The sequence below is a fragment of the Zoogloea sp. LCSB751 genome, assembly GCF_002028455.1.
In the GTDB taxonomy this organism is placed as follows: Bacteria; Pseudomonadota; Gammaproteobacteria; order Burkholderiales; family Rhodocyclaceae; genus Zoogloea.
In genome coordinates, this window is sequence record NZ_MWUM01000019.1 from 42,425 (window position 1) to 59,892 (window position 17,468).

Annotated in this window: 24 protein-coding genes; 12 read left to right on the top strand and 12 right to left on the bottom strand. The window is 62.2% G+C overall.

Annotated features, from left to right (window positions below):
• Positions 1-385 precede the first annotated feature (385 nt).
• From B4920_RS18570 to B4920_RS18585, 4 genes are all read right to left on the bottom strand, one after another.
• Positions 386-1,573: an IS91 family transposase gene (locus tag B4920_RS18570; protein ID WP_079436161.1), complete on the bottom strand. Its 1,188-nt coding sequence runs from the start codon at positions 1,571-1,573 to the stop codon at positions 386-388.
• A gap of 9 nt (positions 1,574-1,582) precedes the next feature.
• Positions 1,583-2,458 carry a site-specific integrase gene (locus B4920_RS18575; protein ID WP_079436162.1) on the bottom strand — a complete coding sequence of 292 codons (876 nt, stop codon included), beginning with the start codon at positions 2,456-2,458 and terminating at the stop codon, positions 1,583-1,585.
• A 177-nt stretch (positions 2,459-2,635) separates the two neighbouring features.
• Complete coding sequence (locus B4920_RS18580; protein WP_043743735.1) at positions 2,636-3,184, bottom strand: cytochrome P460 family protein; 549 nt, start codon at positions 3,182-3,184, stop codon at positions 2,636-2,638.
• Positions 3,185-3,211: 27 nt separating this feature from the next.
• The gene (locus B4920_RS18585) at positions 3,212-3,745 is read right to left on the bottom strand and encodes a carboxymuconolactone decarboxylase family protein (RefSeq protein WP_013521184.1); all 534 of its coding nucleotides are present in this window, start codon (positions 3,743-3,745) and stop codon (positions 3,212-3,214) included.
• 117 nt (positions 3,746-3,862) lie between these two features.
• Here B4920_RS18585 and B4920_RS18590 point away from each other — a divergent pair, with 117 nt between their 5' ends.
• From B4920_RS18590 to B4920_RS18625, 8 genes are all read left to right on the top strand, one after another.
• Positions 3,863-4,705, top strand: coding sequence for an AraC family transcriptional regulator (locus B4920_RS18590; RefSeq protein WP_079436164.1), 843 nt, complete (start codon positions 3,863-3,865; stop codon positions 4,703-4,705).
• A gap of 177 nt (positions 4,706-4,882) precedes the next feature.
• A complete protein-coding gene (locus B4920_RS18595; protein ID WP_001247892.1) occupies positions 4,883-5,173 on the top strand; it encodes a nucleotidyltransferase family protein in 291 nt (96 codons plus the stop codon).
• Positions 5,170-5,556 (top strand): DUF86 domain-containing protein, encoded by a 387-nt coding sequence (locus B4920_RS18600; RefSeq protein ID WP_003100872.1) that lies wholly within the window; start codon positions 5,170-5,172, stop codon positions 5,554-5,556. The genes B4920_RS18595 and B4920_RS18600 overlap by 4 nt, the downstream gene beginning before the upstream one ends.
• Before the next feature lie 236 nt (positions 5,557-5,792).
• Positions 5,793-6,149: a cupin domain-containing protein gene (locus B4920_RS18605; protein ID WP_003465043.1), complete on the top strand. Its 357-nt coding sequence runs from the start codon at positions 5,793-5,795 to the stop codon at positions 6,147-6,149.
• A gap of 254 nt (positions 6,150-6,403) precedes the next feature.
• Positions 6,404-6,730, top strand: coding sequence for a hypothetical protein (locus tag B4920_RS18610; protein ID WP_003100858.1), 327 nt, complete (start codon positions 6,404-6,406; stop codon positions 6,728-6,730).
• A complete protein-coding gene (locus tag B4920_RS18615) occupies positions 6,727-7,227 on the top strand; it encodes a hypothetical protein (RefSeq protein ID WP_003100856.1) in 501 nt (166 codons plus the stop codon). The genes B4920_RS18610 and B4920_RS18615 overlap by 4 nt, the downstream gene beginning before the upstream one ends.
• Complete coding sequence (locus tag B4920_RS18620) at positions 7,224-7,595, top strand: hypothetical protein (protein WP_003100853.1); 372 nt, start codon at positions 7,224-7,226, stop codon at positions 7,593-7,595. Before B4920_RS18615 ends, B4920_RS18620 begins: the two co-directional genes overlap by 4 nt.
• Positions 7,589-8,146, top strand: a complete 558-nt coding sequence (locus B4920_RS18625) for a recombinase family protein (protein ID WP_003100847.1) — start codon at positions 7,589-7,591, stop codon at positions 8,144-8,146. The genes B4920_RS18620 and B4920_RS18625 overlap by 7 nt, the downstream gene beginning before the upstream one ends.
• A gap of 388 nt (positions 8,147-8,534) precedes the next feature.
• Here B4920_RS18625 and B4920_RS18630 read toward each other — a convergent pair whose 3' ends face one another.
• Positions 8,535-8,753, bottom strand: a complete 219-nt coding sequence (locus tag B4920_RS18630; protein ID WP_079436166.1) for a heavy-metal-associated domain-containing protein — start codon at positions 8,751-8,753, stop codon at positions 8,535-8,537.
• Positions 8,754-8,919: 166 nt separating this feature from the next.
• Between B4920_RS18630 and B4920_RS18635 the strand changes: the two genes are divergently transcribed.
• From B4920_RS18635 to B4920_RS18650, 4 genes are all read left to right on the top strand, one after another.
• Complete coding sequence (locus B4920_RS18635; protein ID WP_079436168.1) at positions 8,920-11,334, top strand: heavy metal translocating P-type ATPase; 2,415 nt, start codon at positions 8,920-8,922, stop codon at positions 11,332-11,334.
• Positions 11,335-11,364: 30 nt separating this feature from the next.
• The gene (gene cueR / locus B4920_RS18640) at positions 11,365-11,826 is read left to right on the top strand and encodes a Cu(I)-responsive transcriptional regulator (protein WP_079436169.1); all 462 of its coding nucleotides are present in this window, start codon (positions 11,365-11,367) and stop codon (positions 11,824-11,826) included.
• Positions 11,827-11,944: 118 nt separating this feature from the next.
• The gene (locus B4920_RS18645; protein ID WP_079436171.1) at positions 11,945-12,193 is read left to right on the top strand and encodes a hypothetical protein; all 249 of its coding nucleotides are present in this window, start codon (positions 11,945-11,947) and stop codon (positions 12,191-12,193) included.
• Positions 12,194-12,341: 148 nt separating this feature from the next.
• On the top strand, positions 12,342-12,707 hold the full coding sequence (locus B4920_RS18650) for a hypothetical protein (RefSeq protein ID WP_079436172.1): 366 nt from the start codon (positions 12,342-12,344) through the stop codon (positions 12,705-12,707).
• A 55-nt stretch (positions 12,708-12,762) separates the two neighbouring features.
• Here the strand turns inward: B4920_RS18650 and B4920_RS18655 are convergent, their stop codons facing one another.
• The 7 genes from B4920_RS18655 to B4920_RS18685 form a co-directional block, all read right to left on the bottom strand.
• Complete coding sequence (locus B4920_RS18655) at positions 12,763-14,028, bottom strand: type II restriction endonuclease (protein WP_079436235.1); 1,266 nt, start codon at positions 14,026-14,028, stop codon at positions 12,763-12,765.
• A 99-nt stretch (positions 14,029-14,127) separates the two neighbouring features.
• Positions 14,128-14,400 carry an HU family DNA-binding protein gene (locus B4920_RS18660; protein ID WP_079436174.1) on the bottom strand — a complete coding sequence of 91 codons (273 nt, stop codon included), beginning with the start codon at positions 14,398-14,400 and terminating at the stop codon, positions 14,128-14,130.
• A gap of 83 nt (positions 14,401-14,483) precedes the next feature.
• Positions 14,484-15,779 carry an HD-GYP domain-containing protein gene (locus B4920_RS18665; RefSeq protein WP_139379557.1) on the bottom strand — a complete coding sequence of 432 codons (1,296 nt, stop codon included), beginning with the start codon at positions 15,777-15,779 and terminating at the stop codon, positions 14,484-14,486.
• 9 nt (positions 15,780-15,788) lie between these two features.
• The gene (gene flgB, locus B4920_RS30535) at positions 15,789-16,223 is read right to left on the bottom strand and encodes a flagellar basal body rod protein FlgB (protein WP_254050986.1); all 435 of its coding nucleotides are present in this window, start codon (positions 16,221-16,223) and stop codon (positions 15,789-15,791) included.
• Between the two features lie 243 nt (positions 16,224-16,466).
• The gene (locus B4920_RS18675; protein WP_079436178.1) at positions 16,467-16,715 is read right to left on the bottom strand and encodes a hypothetical protein; all 249 of its coding nucleotides are present in this window, start codon (positions 16,713-16,715) and stop codon (positions 16,467-16,469) included.
• 46 nt (positions 16,716-16,761) lie between these two features.
• A complete protein-coding gene (locus B4920_RS18680) occupies positions 16,762-17,013 on the bottom strand; it encodes a hypothetical protein (RefSeq protein WP_079436179.1) in 252 nt (83 codons plus the stop codon).
• 140 nt (positions 17,014-17,153) lie between these two features.
• Positions 17,154-17,444 (bottom strand): hypothetical protein, encoded by a 291-nt coding sequence (locus tag B4920_RS18685; protein WP_079436180.1) that lies wholly within the window; start codon positions 17,442-17,444, stop codon positions 17,154-17,156.
• Positions 17,445-17,468 lie beyond the last annotated feature (24 nt).

The window sequence follows — 17,468 nt, forward strand, 5'->3', positions numbered from 1 at the left end:
CTGAGGCGACTCCAACGTCAGAAAAGGTTAAGGGTTGTCCGATGCCTGCCCCCACGTGCAACGGGTTAAAGCCCTGCCTCACCCGGCCGGGCAGGCGGCGGACAAGCCTCGGGGGAGGAAACCGCGGAACGGGGGCGACACACCCGGAGCGGGTGAGGCCGCTATGGCGAATTGACGCCCCGTACGGTGGCCAGATGGGGCGCCGAGCGTGCATTCATGAATGGCAACGCCGGCCATTCACCCGACGTGAAGGCGGAAATGCCTGAGGTATGCCGGGGCCGCGCACAGGAAACGGCGCGCTTTCCATGACCAGCACAAACGTCCCCTTTCGGCTCGGGCAACCCCGGAGCCGACAGTCTGTTTGCACGGCATGGGACGTGGGTGTTCATGGGCAACCCGATCGTGGCGGTGGAGCGCGGATCGACGGTCTGCGTGCGAGGACCTCGACGACGACCATTGCCGCGCCGCAGCACCGGCACACAAAGGTCGGCGGGACGTGGCTGACCTGCGCATCCGCGCCTCCAGGCGTCTCCGGCTTCGTCGCAACGCCCAGCAGTTCCCGCGCCGTGGCCAGATTCTCTCGCCTTCCCGCGTTGGCGAGCAGGCCGTAGTGACGGATGCGGTGAAAGCCGCCGGGCAGCACGTGGAGCAGGAAGCGGCGCATGAACTCGTCGGCCCCCAGCGTCATCGTCTTGTGACGGGTCCGTCCCGTAGCCCGGTAGTCCTTCCAGCGGAAGGTGACGCCCCTCTCGTCCAGCGCGACGAGCCGCTGGTTCGAGATCGCCACCCGGTGCGTGTAGCGGGACAGATAGGCCAACACTGCCGCCGGCCCGGCAAACGGGCGCTTGGCATAGACCACCCATTCACATTGGTGCAGCGGCTTCATCCACGCAGCGAACGTCGCCGGGTCGGCGAGCCCGGCCTCGTCACCGAAGAAACGCAATTGCCCCGCGCGATGGGCTTTGTTGAGTTCTTCAAGGTAGCGCCGCCGGAACAGGCGCGAGAGTACCCGTACCGGCAGGAAGAAGCCTGGCCGACAAGCGATCCAGTGCGCCCCGTCGGGCGCCAGCCCGCCACCGGGCACGATGCCGTGCACGTGGGGATGATGGGTCAGTGCCGAACCCCAGGTGTGCAGGACCAGCGTCGCACCGATCTGCGCGCCCAGATGCTTCGGGTCGGTGGCGATCCGGCGTAGAGTCTCGGCGGCCACGTCGAACAGCAGACCGTAGAGCACGGCCTTGTTGGTGTAGGCGATCTGGCTGATCGGCGCCGGCAGGGTGAACACCACGTGGTAATAAGGGACCGGCAACAGATCGGCCTCGCGGGCAGCGAGCCAGCGCCGGGCGGCGTTCCCCTGGCACTTCGGGCAATGCCGGTTGCGGCAGGAGTTGTACGCGATCTCCACCTCCCCGCAGCCCTCGCAGCGGAGCACATGTCCGCCCAGCGCCGCACTGCGGCACTGTTCGATGGCCGACATGACCTTGAGCTGGCCTGCACTCAGGGCGGTGCGCGCCCGCCAGGCCGGCCCATGGGCGCGGAAGATGTCCGCGACCTCCAGGGCAGGATGCCCCATGGGAGCGGCTTACGCCGGCTGCAAGCGCTCCAGCGGACTGATCACTTCGCGCAGCAGGTCGGTGGCGACCTGAGTGTAGAGCGCGGTAGTCTCCAGCTTCTTGTGTCCGAGCAGCACCTGGATGACCCGGATATCGACCTTCTGTTCCAGCAGATGGGTGGCGAAACTGTGCCGCAGGGTGTGCATCGACACCCGCTTGTCGATCTGGGCGAGCTCGGCGGCGGCGTGGATGGCCCGGTTGAGCTGCCGTGTGCTGAGCGACTCAATCGGGTTCAGCCCCGGAAACAGCCAGCCGCCGTCGAGCATCTTGCCCTGGGCGCGGGCGACCTTCCACCAGACGCGCAGCCGCTCGAGCAGCACCGGCGAGAGCATCGCGTAGCGATCCTTGCGGCCCTTGCCCTGCTCGATGCGCAGGGTCATGCGCTGGCTGTCCACATCGCCCACCTTCAGCGCGACCACTTCGCTAGCCCGCAGCCCGGCCCCATAGGCGACTGACAAGGCGGTCTGGTGCTTGAGGTTGCCGGCCGCCGCGATCAGGCGGGACACTTCCTCGGGGCTGAGCACCACCGGCAGCGTTCGTGGCACCCGTACCGGCCGCATCCGGGCCATCAGTTCTACCCGGCCGAGGGTGATGTCGAAGAAAAACTTCAGTCCGCTGATCGCCGCATTGAGCGAGACCGGCGAGATGCCCTGATCAACCAGGTGCAGTTGATAATTGCGCAGATCTTCGGTCCTGGCCGTGTCCGGTGAGCGCCCGAGGTAAGCGGCGAACTGCCGCACGGCGCGCAGGTAATGGGTCTGGGTCTTGTCTGCGAGCTTGCGCAGGCGCATGTCGTCGATCATGCGTTGGCGCAATGGACTGATGGTGTGTGTGGAGGCGGTCATGGCTGCGGCTCCTTGAGAACGAGGCGGAGTGCCTCAGTTCTCAAGGTAGGAAACCGCGCGCTTCTGTCAGCGACCACTGCGCGGAATCGGAGGGCTACCGCGAGAGCGGTTTAGTCCTAGACCGTGCGGTCGACTTTTGATATTTCGTGCTGTCGCCTTCTGAAAGTGACAAGCAAGTCAGTGCTGGGTCAGTGTCGGATAGCCCTGGATGAATACGCGGTCGGTCTTGGCCGCCGGCACATGGCAGCCCATGCAGTCGGCTGCGTAGCTGACGGCGACATTCTTGGCGGGGGCGTCGGCCTTGAACAGCGCCCAGCCCCAGCCGTCGCCCCACAAGGGGTTGCTGGCGAAACGGCCTTTGGCGTCCTTGACCATCACGAACCACACGGCCGCATCGGAACCCCAGACCACAGGGTCGCCGGTGGTCATGGCGCTGGTTTCGAGCTTGCGGATCTCTTTCACCAGCGTGGCGCCGTCCGGGAACTTGCCGGTCTTGCGGTAGTGCTCGGCCGAGGCCTTTTCGGTGTACACATCGTGCAGGCCGCGAGAGGCGGATTTTTCGTCCAACACCGCATATGAGCCCAGGTGGACGAAGTTTGTGCGGAAGTCTGTGGGGCGGCTGATGCCGCCCTGGCTGTCCACATAGGGCGAAAAGTCGCCGGCCGTGACGGCCAGTGGCAGGACGAGGGCGCTGGCGAGCAGAGCGCCGGTGAGTGCGATTTTCATTGTGTTCTCCTTATATGCCTATGGAGATCAGACGGCGACCACGGGGAAATCCACCGTGGTGTCGGCGATGTGGTTGGTGTAGTTGGTGAGCGTGTTCAGCGCGATGTTGGCGATCACTTCCAGTATCAGGCCGTCGTCGAGCCCCGCGCGGCGGTAGTTGGCCATGGCGTCGGCCGACACCACGCCGCGTTGCTCGACCAGCGCGCGGGCAAAGCCGGCAATTGCATCGTCAAGTGCGTTGGCCGCCTGGCCGGTGCGGGCCGCGGCGATGGCCTCTGCCGACAGTCCGGCACCTTTGCCGATCAGGGTGTGTGCGCTCAGGCAGTACTGGCAGCGATTGGCTTGACCGGCAGCCAGCGCAACGATCTCGCGCTGGGTGGCACTCAGGCGGCCGGTGCCCAGCGTTTCGGACAGGCCGAGGTAGCCGTTGAGCGCTGCCGGCGCGTGGGCCAGCGTGGCGAGCAGGTTCGGCACCACGCCGAGCTTGGCTTTGACGGCCTTGAGTGTGGCAGCGGTAGCGGCGTCAGCGGTGTCGATGGTCAGGGGGGCGATTTGGGTCATGTCTATCTCCGTAGTGGGTGAGGTGCAAGAGCACGTGGGCATGATCGCCCTTTGTTTGGTACGATATGGCACGTAAAGTATCAAATACGTAACCTATCGTCTTATATGGAGAGTGGAATGGCGGATCGACTGGCCGGCTTGCTCCGGCACTACTCGCTTTCGGCGCGCGTTTTTCACAGCGGCGCCTTCTGTGGGCAGCATCATTACGCGGCGCCGCATGGCTATATCCATCTGGTGCGGCGCGGCCCGATTACGGCGCGTTCGCCCGTGCATGAAGATCTGCTGGTTACCGAGCCGAGCCTGCTGTTTTATCCGCGCGTGGCGTCGCATCGTTTTGTCGCCGCCCCCGGCGATACCGCTGAGCTGTTGTGTGCGGAGGTCGATCTGGGCGCTTCGACGGGCAATCCGTTGGCCATGGCCTTGCCGTCGATGCTGCTGATTCCGCTGGCGGACTTGCCCGGCCTCGGGCCGACGCTAGAGCTGCTGTTTGCCGAAGCCGAGCGCGACCAGTGCGGTCGGCAGGCCGCCATCGACCGCTTGTGCGAGTTGCTACTGATCCAGTTGCTGCGTTATCTGATGGATGGGCGGCTTGGCGCCACCGGACTGCTGGCGGGACTGGCCGACCCGAAACTCGCGCGCGCCATAACCGCCATGCACGATGCGCCGCAGACCGCGTGGTCGCTCGAGGCGCTGGCGGCGCAGGCGGGCATGTCACGCGCGCGCTTCGCCGCCGCGTTCAAAGACGCGGTGGGCGTCACGCCGGGCGACTATCTGGCCGACTGGCGGATGAACGTCAGTTGCACCCTGCTCAAGCAGGGGCGTCCGGTGGCGGTGGTGGCCGACCGCGTCGGCTACGGCAGCCCGAACGCGTTGGCGCGCGCCTTCCGCGTGCGCATGGGCTGCGCCCCGCGCGACTGGCTGGCGCAGCAGCGCGGTGACGCGTCGCTCAGCGGTTCGTGAGTTTGAGGTCGATTCGCCGGTTCTTGGCGTAGGCGGCGTCGGTGTTGCGCTCGTCGAGCGGGTGAAATTCACAGGCGCGGCACGGGAATCAAGGCATTGCGATTCTCGAAAATAGTTCTTGAAATTCTATTCTTGATTGCATATCATCTCAACGAGTTTCGATAAGAAAGGATGCGCATGCGACCGTCTGTTGTGCTTGACATGAAGCGAAGCGCAGTGCGTGAAGCGGTAGGCCGCTTTCGCGCCGCGAACCCGCGCGTCTTCGGCTCGGTGCTGCATGGCACCGACCGGGATGGCAGCGACCTCGACCTGTTGGTCGATGCGCTGCCCGGTGCCACGTTGTTGGACTTGGGCGATTTGGAAGAAGAACTGAAATCGCTGCTCGGCGTTGACGTCGATCTGCTGACTCCCGGCGACCTGCCGCCGAAGTTCCGGGCCAAGGTGCTCGCGGAGGCGCAACCGATATGAGCGAGAACCGCCTGCCCGATTACCTCGACCACATTCAGCAGGCCGCAACCGATGCGCGCAGCTTCGTGGAAGGGATGGCCAAGGACGACTTCTTGGCCGACAAGCGCACCCAGCAGGCCGTCATCATGAGCCTGATCGTCATCGGCGAGGCGGCCACAAAGGTGATGGATGGCTACGTCGAGTTCACCCAGGCGCATGCCGACGTGCCGTGGCGCAGCATGCGCAATATGCGTAATCGCATGGCTCACGGCTATTTCGACATCAACCTCGATGTGGTGTGGGAGACGGTACAGGAATGGCTGCCGGCGTTGCTCCAGCAATTGCCCGCCGTGCGTCAGGATGCCGACGATGAAGACCGTAACGACAAAGGCATGGAGCCATGACCAATCAAGCCGCCGATGTTCGGCCCCTCTGGCGTGTTCGATCCCGCGACCTATGAGCCGCGCTCGGGCAAGACCTTCTGGATGGCCGCAACGGACGTGAGTTCGCTGGTGGGCAAGGAGGCAGCAGCCGACACGCTCATCGGCAACTGCACGACCGCACGACCAGCCTCCCGTTCAAATTCGAGTTAGAACTCATATCCAGCCTGTCTGGGGGCACTGTGAAAGAGGGATCTCCGATGACTGTTGAATCGAGAATATTTTCTGTAGCCGAGTATGTTCAGCCGTCCGAAGGCGAGCCTATTCGTTCCGTTGTGCTTGAAACCCGAGACTCAATTATCGTGGTTTGGCATGTCCATCCCGGGCAGGAAATTGCGGCTCACATTCATCCTCACGGCCAAGACACGTGGACTGTTTTGTCGGGAATGGCTGATTACTTTCAGGGCAATGGGATTGTTCGTGCCCTCAGGGAAGGTGAGATAGCCGTGGCAAGACCGGGCCAAGTGCACGGGGCGCGAAATACAGGTACCGAGCCATTTGTGTTCGTCTCGGTTGTGGCATCAGCCAATGCCGGTTTCGTATTGGCTGAGCGATAGAGCCCAATCTCTGGAGTTGGTCCAATGAGCGGTCGGGGAGATAGGTAACAGACATGCAGCGGACACGGCTGCTAAACCAGGTCGCAAACCTCCTTGCGTCGCAGCGTGCCGCAAGCGACGCGATCAATCGAATGGGGTCGGCATGAGACTGAACACCATCCAGTTCCCGACCGCGTAGCCGCCTGTCCTGCCGATCAGGTCTTGACCATCGACGCCTGGGATCAGTCCTGAATGTTCTTGGAGACCACTACGTTATGAGCCGCAGCCGCCGCAAAACACCCATCGTCGGGCACACGACCTGCGGCAGCGAGCGCGAGGACAAGAAGCTCTGGCATCAGCGCTGGCGCACCCGTGAGCGCACGGCGCTGACCAGCGCGTCGCCCGAAGCCCTGAGCGCCCATCTGCCCCTGCTGGAAAACCAGGCCAGCAGCGTCTGGTCGATGGGCAAGGATGGCCGCTCCTACTGGCCCGTCAAGCGCCAGGCCGCCACGGCGGATCGCATCGCCAATCACAAGGGACGCAACCCGCAAGAACGCGCCTCCCTGAAAAAGCGCCTGCTGCGCAAGTGGATGAGCAAATGAAGCTCTCCTTCCATCAGCACATTGCGCTGTTCTGGATGATCGGTGCTCCGGGCGTCTTCGCGCCCGTGATCGAGAACGCCAAGCGGCCCGATGCCGGCGCCGTCATGGCGTGGGGTGTCGCGATCGTGGCGGTGATGATCCTCTTCACCCCTTTGCTGCTGCGCTGTCCACCATTCCGGCGCTGGTATGGCCGGACGGATGCGCTGTCGGAGCGGCAGCGCCAGGCGCTTGCCGAGCGCGGCCTGCGCCGCTACTACCAGACCGCTTTCGATGACGGCTACGTGCCCCGCGTGATGCCCTACGTGTGGCGCATCATCTGGACGGTCGGCGGGTTGATGGCTGTGACCGCCGTACTGCCTACCAACACCGGACGGCCAGCCTTCGATGCCTTGGTGGTCTTCTCGACCTGGTATCCGATAGGCGTGATGCTGCTGGTTTTCGCGTCGAGGCCCCTTGGCCGGTTGATTCGCCAAAGAGCACAGGAGCGGCGGAAATGAGCACGTCAACCATCGAGGCGCTGGCCAGCGCCTGGGCAAGGATTGCCGAGGAAGCGGAATTCCCCGCTGACTACGAGGGGACTGCCACACCACAAGCGCATCGGGCTAGCGAAGCTATTCAGGAGCAGATTCGGGAGCGCATCGTCGCCACCAACGACATGCGGCTGTTCAGCCTGCTGCACCTGCTGGGTCAGGCGTCGCTGCGCATGGAGCAAGCGCTGTGGCCGGAGGATTACGAGCGGATGACGCGCGAGGTTGAGGAAGCCCTGCGGCAAGCCACCGACGCCAACGCCAGATCGTACACCCACGAAGAAGTGATGCAGGCGATGCAGGAACGCATCGACCGGGCGCGAGACAAGCCATGTTGATTGGCTATGCGCGCGTCTCGACGCAGGATCAGAACCTGGAGCTGCAACGCGAAGCCTTGAGCAAGGCCGGATGTAAAAAGGTCTTCGAGGACAAGGTGAGTGGCACGCGGGCAGACCGGCCTGGCTTGGCCAAGACGCTCGAAATGCTGCGCGAAGGCGATACTTTGGTCGTCTGGAAGCTCGACCGGCTGGGCCGGTCGGTCAAGCAACTGGTCGATCTGGTCGGCGATCTGCACAAGCACGGTGTCCAGTTCAGGAGCCTCACCGACTCCATCGACACCGGCACACCATCCGGGCGGTTCTTCTTCCACGTCATGGCGAGCCTTGCCGAAATGGAGCGCGAGCTGACCGTCGAGCGCACCCGCGCCGGGCTGGAAGTCGCCAAGCAGCTCGGCCGCAAAGGCGGCCGCAAGCCGAAGATGACCGACAGCAAGATCGAGTCGGCCAAGAAGCTGCTGGCCAGCGGGGTGCCGCCCAAGGACGTGGCCAAGAACCTCGGCGTGTCCATTCCGACGCTGTACCGCTGGGTGCCAGCCTCCACGCACGCTTAGCGTGCTTTATTTTCCGTTTTCTGAGACGACCCCACCTAGGTGTAGGAGGCCTGCCTCTCAATCGTTACCTCGTTGAGATCGAGATCCCGGATCAAGCCTGGGACCGGCGCGAGGAACATGCTGAAGCTACGCTGCCAGTCGGCTGGGACGCAGCGCCCCCGGGCAAAGTGAGCTTGGATTTCGGGGATGACTGGCTGCAGTCCATGCGCTCGCCCGTAATCCTTTTGCCCTCATCCATTGCGCCTGAGGATTCGGTGATACTCATCAATCCTGCCCATCCAGATGCAAAGGGTGTTACCGCGAAGAAGACCCGGCGTTGGTTTTACGATCCGCGGACCTTCATCGCGAGTAAGCCTTCAAGCGCCTAGGCGTACCAGCGAGCACGCCATCAGCTCTCAGCGGAAATACCCACCTGGATAGGTGTATAGCCCGCTTCGACAAGCACTTCCTGGAGCTCGGTCGTGGTCATCGTTTTCGTCGCAATCGAAACCTGATGCTGTTTCAGATCGATCGCGACGGTGGCGTCGGGCGCGGCCTCCTTCACCGCCTTGGTGATCGTGCTGGCACAGTGGCCACAGGTCATGTCTTGAATGGCGAAGGTGATCATGATGTTCTCCTTTGAGGGTTGAGAAACGGTTCGTATGAAACACTCTGGACCTTCCCACCGTTGGAAGGTCAAGCGTTGCCTCAAGAAATTCAGGTGACGCCGACCCTTGACCTTCCCACCGTGGGAAACTTCACCATGCAGACACATCTTCGTTTTGGAGCGAAACATGTCTGCATCCCTCTCGATGCCTTCCCTGGTCCAGCATCACCTCCGCGTCACTGGAATGACCTGTGCGACGTGCGCCACGCGCATTGAAAAAGCACTCGCAAAGCTGCCGGACGTCCAGGCAGTCAGCGTCAATCTCGCCACTGAAGAGGCCATCGTCAGCACTGCGGCGACACTCCAGCCTGCTGTTCTCGCCGAGGCCGTGCGTGCCGCGGGCTATGATGTGGAAACACGTACGACCGAACTGCAGATCGGCGGCATGAGCTGCGCCTCCTGCGTGTCCCGTCTCGAAAAGGCGCTCCTGAAAGTGCCCGGCGTGCTCAGCGCAACAGTCAACCTCGCCACTGAGAAAGCCCGGATCGAGAGCGTCACCTCCATTTCCTATGCCACGCTTGCCGCAGCCGTTGAGGCGGCCGGCTACACTGCATCTCCCGTCGCGCAGGCTCAGCCATCCGCACCACCGCTTCATCGGCGGCCTGAATGGTGGCCGGTCCTTGTCAGCGCCCTGATGACGCTTCCTCTTGTCGTACCCATGGTGCTACAGGTCTTGGGATACCACTGGATGCTCAGCGGTGAGTGGCAACTCGCCTTGGCCACACCGGTGCAGTTCTGGCTCGGTTGGCGCTTCTACGTTGCCGGCTGGAAGGCGCTGAAGGCACGCGCCGGCAACATGGATCTCCTCGTGGCGCTCGGGACCTCCGCGGCTTACGGGCTATCCGTCTATATGCTGCTCCAGCAGGCCGGCGCGGGGATGCCCCACCTCTACTTCGAAGCCTCCACCGCGGTCATCACGCTGGTGTTGCTGGGCAAGTGGCTGGAGCACCGGGCCAAACGGCAAACCGCCGATGCGATCCGTGCGCTGAATGCACTTCGCCCGACGATCGCCCGCGTCTGGATCGATGGTCAAGAGATCGATACGCCGGTCGAGCAACTGTCGCTGTCGGACGTCGTGGTGGTTCGCCCGGGCGAGCGGATTCCCGTCGACGGCGAGGTGCTGGAAGGCCAGAGCGAAGTCGATGAATCGCTGATCACCGGCGAGAGTCGCCCGGCGCCCAAGTCACCCGGCCAAACGGTCACCGGGGGGGCCATGAATGGTGCCGGCCTCCTGCGCGTCCGCACGACTGCGATCGGCACCGAAACCACCTTGGCGCGCATCATCCGGATGGTCGAATCGGCCCAGGCCGCGAAAGCGCCCATTCAGCGGATCGTGGACCGTGTCAGCGCGGTCTTCGTGCCCGTCGTCCTGCTGATTGCCGCGGCAACCTTCACGGGTTGGATGCTGGTGTCGGGCAGCTGGGAGACGGCGATCCTCAACGCGGTCGCAGTCCTAGTGATTGCCTGTCCCTGCGCCCTGGGGCTCGCAACCCCCACGTCGATCATGGCAGGGACAGGGGTTGCCGCACGACATGGCATTCTGATCAAGGACGCCTCCGCTCTTGAGGTCGCCCATGCAGTCACGGCCGCTGCGTTTGACAAGACCGGCACCCTGACCGAAGGCAAACCGTCCCTGACGACCCTCATCGCTGCCGAAGGCCTTGATGAGGCCGACGTGCTCAAGCTGGCGGCGGCCCTCCAGCAAACCAGCGAACATCCCCTTGCTCATGCGGTTCTGGAACGGGCCGATGCGCTCAGTCTGGATGTTCCCGGGGTCCGCGATGCGACCGCCCTGCCAGGACGAGGTATCCAGGGTGTTGTCGGGAACGAAGTGTTCGCGCTCGGCAGTGCCCGCCTGATGACGGAACGCGGGGCCGATGGTGGCCTTCTTCAGTCACACGCCCAACAGTTGGAGGCTGAAGGACAGACCGTATCGTGGTTGTTGCGCGGCCAGGGCAATGAATGGGAAGTTCTGGGGGTATTGGCTTTCGGTGATTCGATCAAGAAAGCGTCCTTTGCCGCCATCAAACGGTTGCAAGCCCTAGGCATCAAGACCGTGATGCTCACCGGGGACAATCGGGGCAGTGCGCAAGCCGTGGCCAGATCGCTGGGCATCGACGACGTGAGGGCCGAGTTGCTGCCTGGGGACAAGGCCTCCATCGTGCAATCCCTGCGCGACCAGGGCCACGTCGTAGCCATGGTGGGCGACGGCTTGAATGATGCGCCCAGCCTCGTGGCTGCAGACGTCGGGCTCGGTATGTCCACGGGAACAGATGTGGCAATGGAAGCCGCTGGAATCACGCTCATGCGTGGCGATCCGCGCCTGGTTGCGGACGCCTTCGACGTGTCCCGGAGAACCTACTCGAAGATCAAGCAAGGCTTGTTCTGGGCCTTTGCCTACAATGCGCTAGGGATTCCGTTGGCGGCCTTTGGCATGTTGAATCCCGTTGTTGCGGGGGCCGCCATGGCATTCAGCAGTGTCAGCGTCGTGGCCAATGCATTGCTCCTGCGCCGTTGGCGCGGGGCATCCGCCGTGCAATGACCCACTCCATAATCCAGAAGGAACGCCATCATGAACATTGGTGAGGCCGCCAGGCTCTCTGGAATCTCGGCCAAGATGATTCGTCACTATGAGGGGGTTCAACTGCTTTCCCCGGCACAACGAACCGACTCAGGGTATCGGCAGTACACGGAGAACGACGTACGTGCCCTCCAGTTCATCCGTCGTGCGCGCGACCTCGGCTTCTCCATCGACGAGATCCGCGATCTGCTCAGTCTCTGGCAAGACCGCAACCGTCCAAGTCGCGAGGTCAAGGCGCTGGCTGCGGTGCATCTGGAAACACTCGACAAACGCTTGAAAGAACTGCATTCCATGAAATCCGCACTGGAACATCTGGTCCACGGCTGCCAGGGAAATGATCGCCCTGACTGTCCGATCCTGGAGACCTTGGCAGGAAGCGGCGACGAGGCCACGTCGGAAGCCAACGCGGCGTCGCTCAAGCGCCATCGCCGCGGCCACCAAATCACGGGCTGAGCGGCTTGGTGTGCGGCCCTCGCCACCTCGACGAAATGCTTCTTGGTCCAAGCAAGAGAATTCCAAAGTCATGTATGCTGTTGGCGCGTTCCTTCACCAATTATGAGGAGAATTCGTAATGCCGAACACGAAGACGACGGGGGGCAAGGCTGCGACGGCGGCGTCCAAGACCCTGCAAAGCAAGGCGACGGGCAACAATTCCAAGACTGCTGCCGGAAGTGCCCTCTCACAAAAAGACGCACCTAAGAAACAGACCTCGCCGAAAGCCGCGACAGCGGCATCGAAGGTCCTGAACGATGGTCGAACCAGCGCCCAGTCGAAATCAGCAGCAGGCAGTGCCCTGGCACAGTCCAAGGGCAAGAAATGAGGCCCCGTCGAGGGCGGCGAAGCGGGTCAGGACATCCTGACAATTTGATGACCGAGTTGTAACCGCCCGGTTCGGGAACGGTAAGGGTCGAAGTCGCATGATGTGTCTGCCAGTTAGTTCATAACAACGGAACCGAAGGAGATACATCATGAAACTGATTTCGACCCTGTTTGCCTCTTTGATGGTCGCCGCCGCAAGTGCCTACGCCGACCCGGGCATCGACAACCATGAAGAAGCCAACGGCCACATGTTGAATGAGGTCCAGAAGCAGAAGCCCACGGCGGCAGACGTCAAACTGGAGCGCGAGCGCCAGAAGAACCTGGACCGTGACAAGGGCAATCACGAGGAAGGCGTCGGAGGTCACGCCCTTCACGAAGTGAAGAAGATGGCCCCGGCCACCAAGGAGAGCCAAGCCAAGAAGCGGGCGGCCGAGAAGTCGCTCGACCGTGGCAAGGACAACCACGAAGAAGGCGTCGGCGGGCACGGCCTCTACGAGGCCACCAAGGGTAAATAAGAGGAATAACGCGGCGGTCCTCCTTGGGCCGCCGCTTCACCTTCAGCCGCGCCCGTCAGAATGCACGGGCGATGGCTTCCACAGGTTTGATTCCGCTCCCGAAGCGCGAGATGGCTTCCCGGTGCTGTCGTAGCTCGCCATACGGCAGATAGCGAATATTCAGTTCCCGAACCTGAGAAAACGCGGGACGCAGCACCTGCTGCCGAACATCGGCTTCCCGATCATCGGGAGCAACGAGGAACAGGTGAAGACGCTGTGCCGTTCCACCTGACAGCGCCAGATCCAGGAGCCGAACGATGCCGGAATAGATCGACGTCGTGTGCTCCACCTCGAAGGCCGCCACGACGGCACCGGAATCCCGTTCGAACCAGATCACATCGATGAGTCGCACGGCCTCAGCTCCTTCGCTCTGCAAAACCGGCGGCAAGACCGTGATACAGCCATCCCCGAGGCGACCCTCTCGATACGGGCGCGTCTGATCGTTGCTGGCGATCCACACCGAGAACCCCAAGGCCAGCCCGAGATCTCTCAGCCACCCTTGCACTTCCGTGTGCCCCTCGTCGGAGACCCGGTTCTTGTCCAGTTGCTTGGCAAAGGCAGCCGTTTCCTCCCGCACGGCCGCCAGGTCCTTTTCCCAGGCGTCGGTCGCCTTGGCATCCCCCGCCGCAGGCGGTAAAGGGTAGCGCTCCATGCCCAGGTCGAACATGAGCCCAGCCACCGCGCCGAGGTCATTGGACAGGCGATCCCGGTGACGCTGGTTGAACTCGATGAGCCCTTGCCGCATCGCCAGATAGTGATCCCAACGCCCGAGCTTGACCGCCGCACCGGTCAGGGCGTTGTAGCCCTTCACGATGGCGGTATTGAACGGAACGACGATCGTCGGATGGATGAAATACAGCAGGTTGGCCGCGGCGGGGCCAAGGCCCTTGATGCCCTTGGCCTCAAGCGTGCGGATCGCCTGGAGCACGTCGGCCTCCTTGGTACAGCAGTCGCATGCATGCAGTAGGCGGCCAAAGGCGCGCTGGTTGTCCCTGTCTTCGTAGATGTCCGGAATCCGCAGCTTGGGCTTCCACAGGAAGGCATGGTCAGCCCCCTTGAAGATCTGGCGCTGCTCGGCAATCGAGGCAACAACGGTTTCGAGGGATGATCCTCGATAGACATTGCCGAATGTGTCCTCGTCGATCTCTTTGATGACCTGGCCGACTCCACGTCGAATCGAACGAAAATTCTTCAGGCGTTCGGGCCACAAGAACCAGGATTGGTATGTTCCATTGGGGTCTTGCTTCCAACGATCGATCAAGAGGTGGGTGGTCTCAGACATGAACAAGAAAGGCAAGACAGATAATCGATCAGGATATCACCAAGCAAAGGTGCAACGGGGCTCGGGCCCACCTTTGCACAGGGGCTTTCCTGATGCCTTTTACACTCGCTCGCGTAGCGCTTTGCCGGCCTTGAATCGCACGACCACTTTGGGAGGGATGTTCACGGCATCTCCGGTCTTCGGGTTGCGCCCCTTTCTGGCGTCACGCCGGTGGGGGGCAAAGCTCCCAAAATCGCGGATTTCTATCCGTCCGCCGTCCGTGAGCGACTGGGCCATCGAGCGGAGGATCGTAAGGACCGACTGTTCAACCCGATCCGACTCGACGTGCGGCATTCGTGCCCCCAATAGAGCCATTAGTTCCGATCTAAGCATTCGAATATTGTATCCAAAATCTCCCGACGACCAGATCACCGTGGGATGGCGTGGCACCCGAAATCGGCCTGCTCCCGTTTAAATCACGTAACTGATGCCACACCACCCAGTTTGAAGTAGCGTAACAGCGCCTCATGCAGGCGTCGTTGTAATTCCTTCGTATCCGCACCGGTGATCGTGGCGTACAACACTGGCGAGATGTCCTTGAAGGTGCCAACAATGCGCGGATCAAAATGACTTCCCGATTCGCGGACAATGATCTGCATCGCCTCCTCGAACCCCATCGGGGATTTGTAGGAACGCTCGGAGGTCAGCGCATCGAACACATCGACGACAGCAAAGATCCGGGCAATCAGCGGAATCTCGTCACCGCGCAAACCATCCGGGTATCCCTTGCCGTCCAGCCTTTCATGGTGGTGCCGGATGATCACCGCGGCCTCCTGCAACCAGGGGTTTCCAGTGACGATCTCCGTACCAAGGACCGGATGCGTCTGCATGATCTGGAGTTCAGCGGGCGTCAAGGTGCCCCCCTTCAGGAGAATGTGGTCGGGAATGCCGATCTTGCCCACGTCGTGCAGGAAGGCGCCGGCGACCAGATGCGAGATCTCCTCCACCGAGACCTTCAGTGCCTCCGCCAGACCGATGGCGTAGAGGGTGACCCGATAGTTATGGGCATCCGTGCCGGAATCCTTCTTGGCCACGGCATTACCCAGGGAGCGGATCAGCGATAGGTTCGAGTCGAGCAAGGAACGGGACAGTCCCATGGAGCGTCGCAGCATGGCGAGCATCAGCGGGTACAGCACGAAGGCGGTGGCCAGCACGGCCCCGACGGCAGTGAGAGCTCCCGTACGAACCTGATCCCGCTGGGCCCGGACGGTTTCCGCATCGAGCCGGCTGATCGTTCGCACGTAGCCCGCAAGGCGGTCATTGCTGTCCACAATTGGAACAACCACGTGAATGAGGTGTTCGGCACTCACGTCGAGCCAGGTGCGGTGAATCTGATCGCGTTCGGGGCGCTTCAGCGCCTGGGTACGGAGGACGTCGATGAGCGAGGTGGCGCTCGTTCCCCAGTTCTCATAGACCTGACGGCCAGCCCGGTCGAACACCTGCAGGCCGACAAAGCGACTCTTATCGAGCAGACGTTCCAGGCCGTCATGACCGTCTGGCCGACCGGAACTGAGGATCATCTGCATTGCAGGGTTCGCGAAATGGCGGGCACTTCGCGTGGCTTGCTCCAAGGCCGCCCGCTCGGCGCGGTAGGTACCAATCCAGTAGGCAACACCGCCGGCGATGAGCGCAACAACCAGCGCAGCCAGCCCAAGTCGGATGGCCAGCATCCAGCGCAACTGACGGGGGGTTTCCGGCAAAGGGGTACTCACGTGAGCCCGTCACTTCAGGTTCTGGAGCATTTCCATTTCATGCTTGAAGTGCCCACTCACCCGGTCCATTGCGAACTGCAGCATCATCGTGTTCTCCGCAAATTTGGCGCGCTCGACATCCATCTCGACCGTGTTCCCATCGATCGAGCCCTGGCTGGGCACATGGTATTTGAGCGGGATGGATGCCTGGGGATTGGCACTTTGCCCAGGCAAATGCCCTGCCGAGGTCGTAACCAAGGAAACCGGAGGTACGGTTTCCGATGCCTGGACAATACGTAGCGCTTCCTGGAAATCGATGTCGATGGCCTTGTAACCCGGCGTGTCGGCATTGGCGATATTCGACGCGATGATCTGCTGCCGATACGCTCGCAGTCCCATCGCGACTTGTTGAAAGTCGTGGCTCGGATGCCCCGAACCTGCCAAGGGAATGTGTCGGGATTGCAAACCCGTTCCCAGCGCCGTCCGTGTGTCGCGCGAAGCCGAACTGGCCCCCGCCGTGCTTGAGGCAACAGGGAAGGACGCACCTGCAGGGGGCGCTCCAACGGTACCGCGGCCCAATGCCTGGGATAGCGCGGACGCAAAAGAGGGTGCGCCGCTCATCGGTGCCCCATGCGCACTGTGTCCGTTATTCTCGACTACCGGAGCAGATCCAGAAGTCCCAACGCCAGTGACGGGAGGCATGGCCCATTACTCCTGTTCGTTCATGATCAGGATGGCTTTCACCGGGTCGATCGGTCCGGTCTCGTGCCATTTACTGCTGAGCTTTGGCACCGGCGGCTTGTCTAGGCAGCCATGGTTGCACTCCACGATCCAGCGTTTCATCAACACCGCCTGGCAAAAAGAAAAGGCGATGGCTTCGGGTTTGCAGCCGACCGCTTCGGCCAGGATGCGGCACGAACACCGGCTCCCGTGTTCATCGTGGACGTGCGATTTCATTTTGGAAACACCGAGGCCCCTAAAGAGGGGCCTCTGAACGATTAACTTACTTAGCGTCTCGCTGGTGGTTGTGACGCTTCGCATCCTTCGCCGGAGCCGGCTTGTCAGCCGTGGCTTCGGAGGCCGGAGCCGGCACGCCGGTCTTCTCGGTCATGTGGGAATGGGGCTTCACCTTCTTCGGTGCAGCCTTTTCGGTTTGTTCGGTCGGCGCCTTGTCGGCATCTGCGGCCTGCGCGCCAAAGGACAGGGCTGCGACGGTGGCGATCAGGGCGGTCGAAAGGAAGGTATTGAGTTTCATGACAGCATCTCCAAAAGTGGGTATCCAAAAAATTCGTGAAGCCGGTGGGCGAGTCCGACATGCCCAGTGTGTGCTTTTCTAGCCGTCAGAGACATGACCCAACGATTACATTCTTGTCAGGTTGCCAGACCGCCACATGCTCACTCGCGCTTTGGAAGTGCCGCCAGAACGGCTTTCTGAAACTCCAGCGTGCAGGACAGCAGCGCCGTCCAGTGATCCACGGCAATCCGACCCTTTTCCGGGAATACGGAGAAGTCCCCGCGTATCAGCGCCTCGGCATCGTGATCCGCCTGGCGCACCCACTTCTGCACGGCCTCAGTGGATAACGTGGCGACTTGCTCGCCGTAAGTAAAACCCAGCCGGCACAAACCCGCGGCTAGGTCCAACTGGGCCTGCAGGCGCTCCCGCAGGTCTTCGTTCGATTCTTGCATGGTCTTCCCCCTCGCTTTCGATGA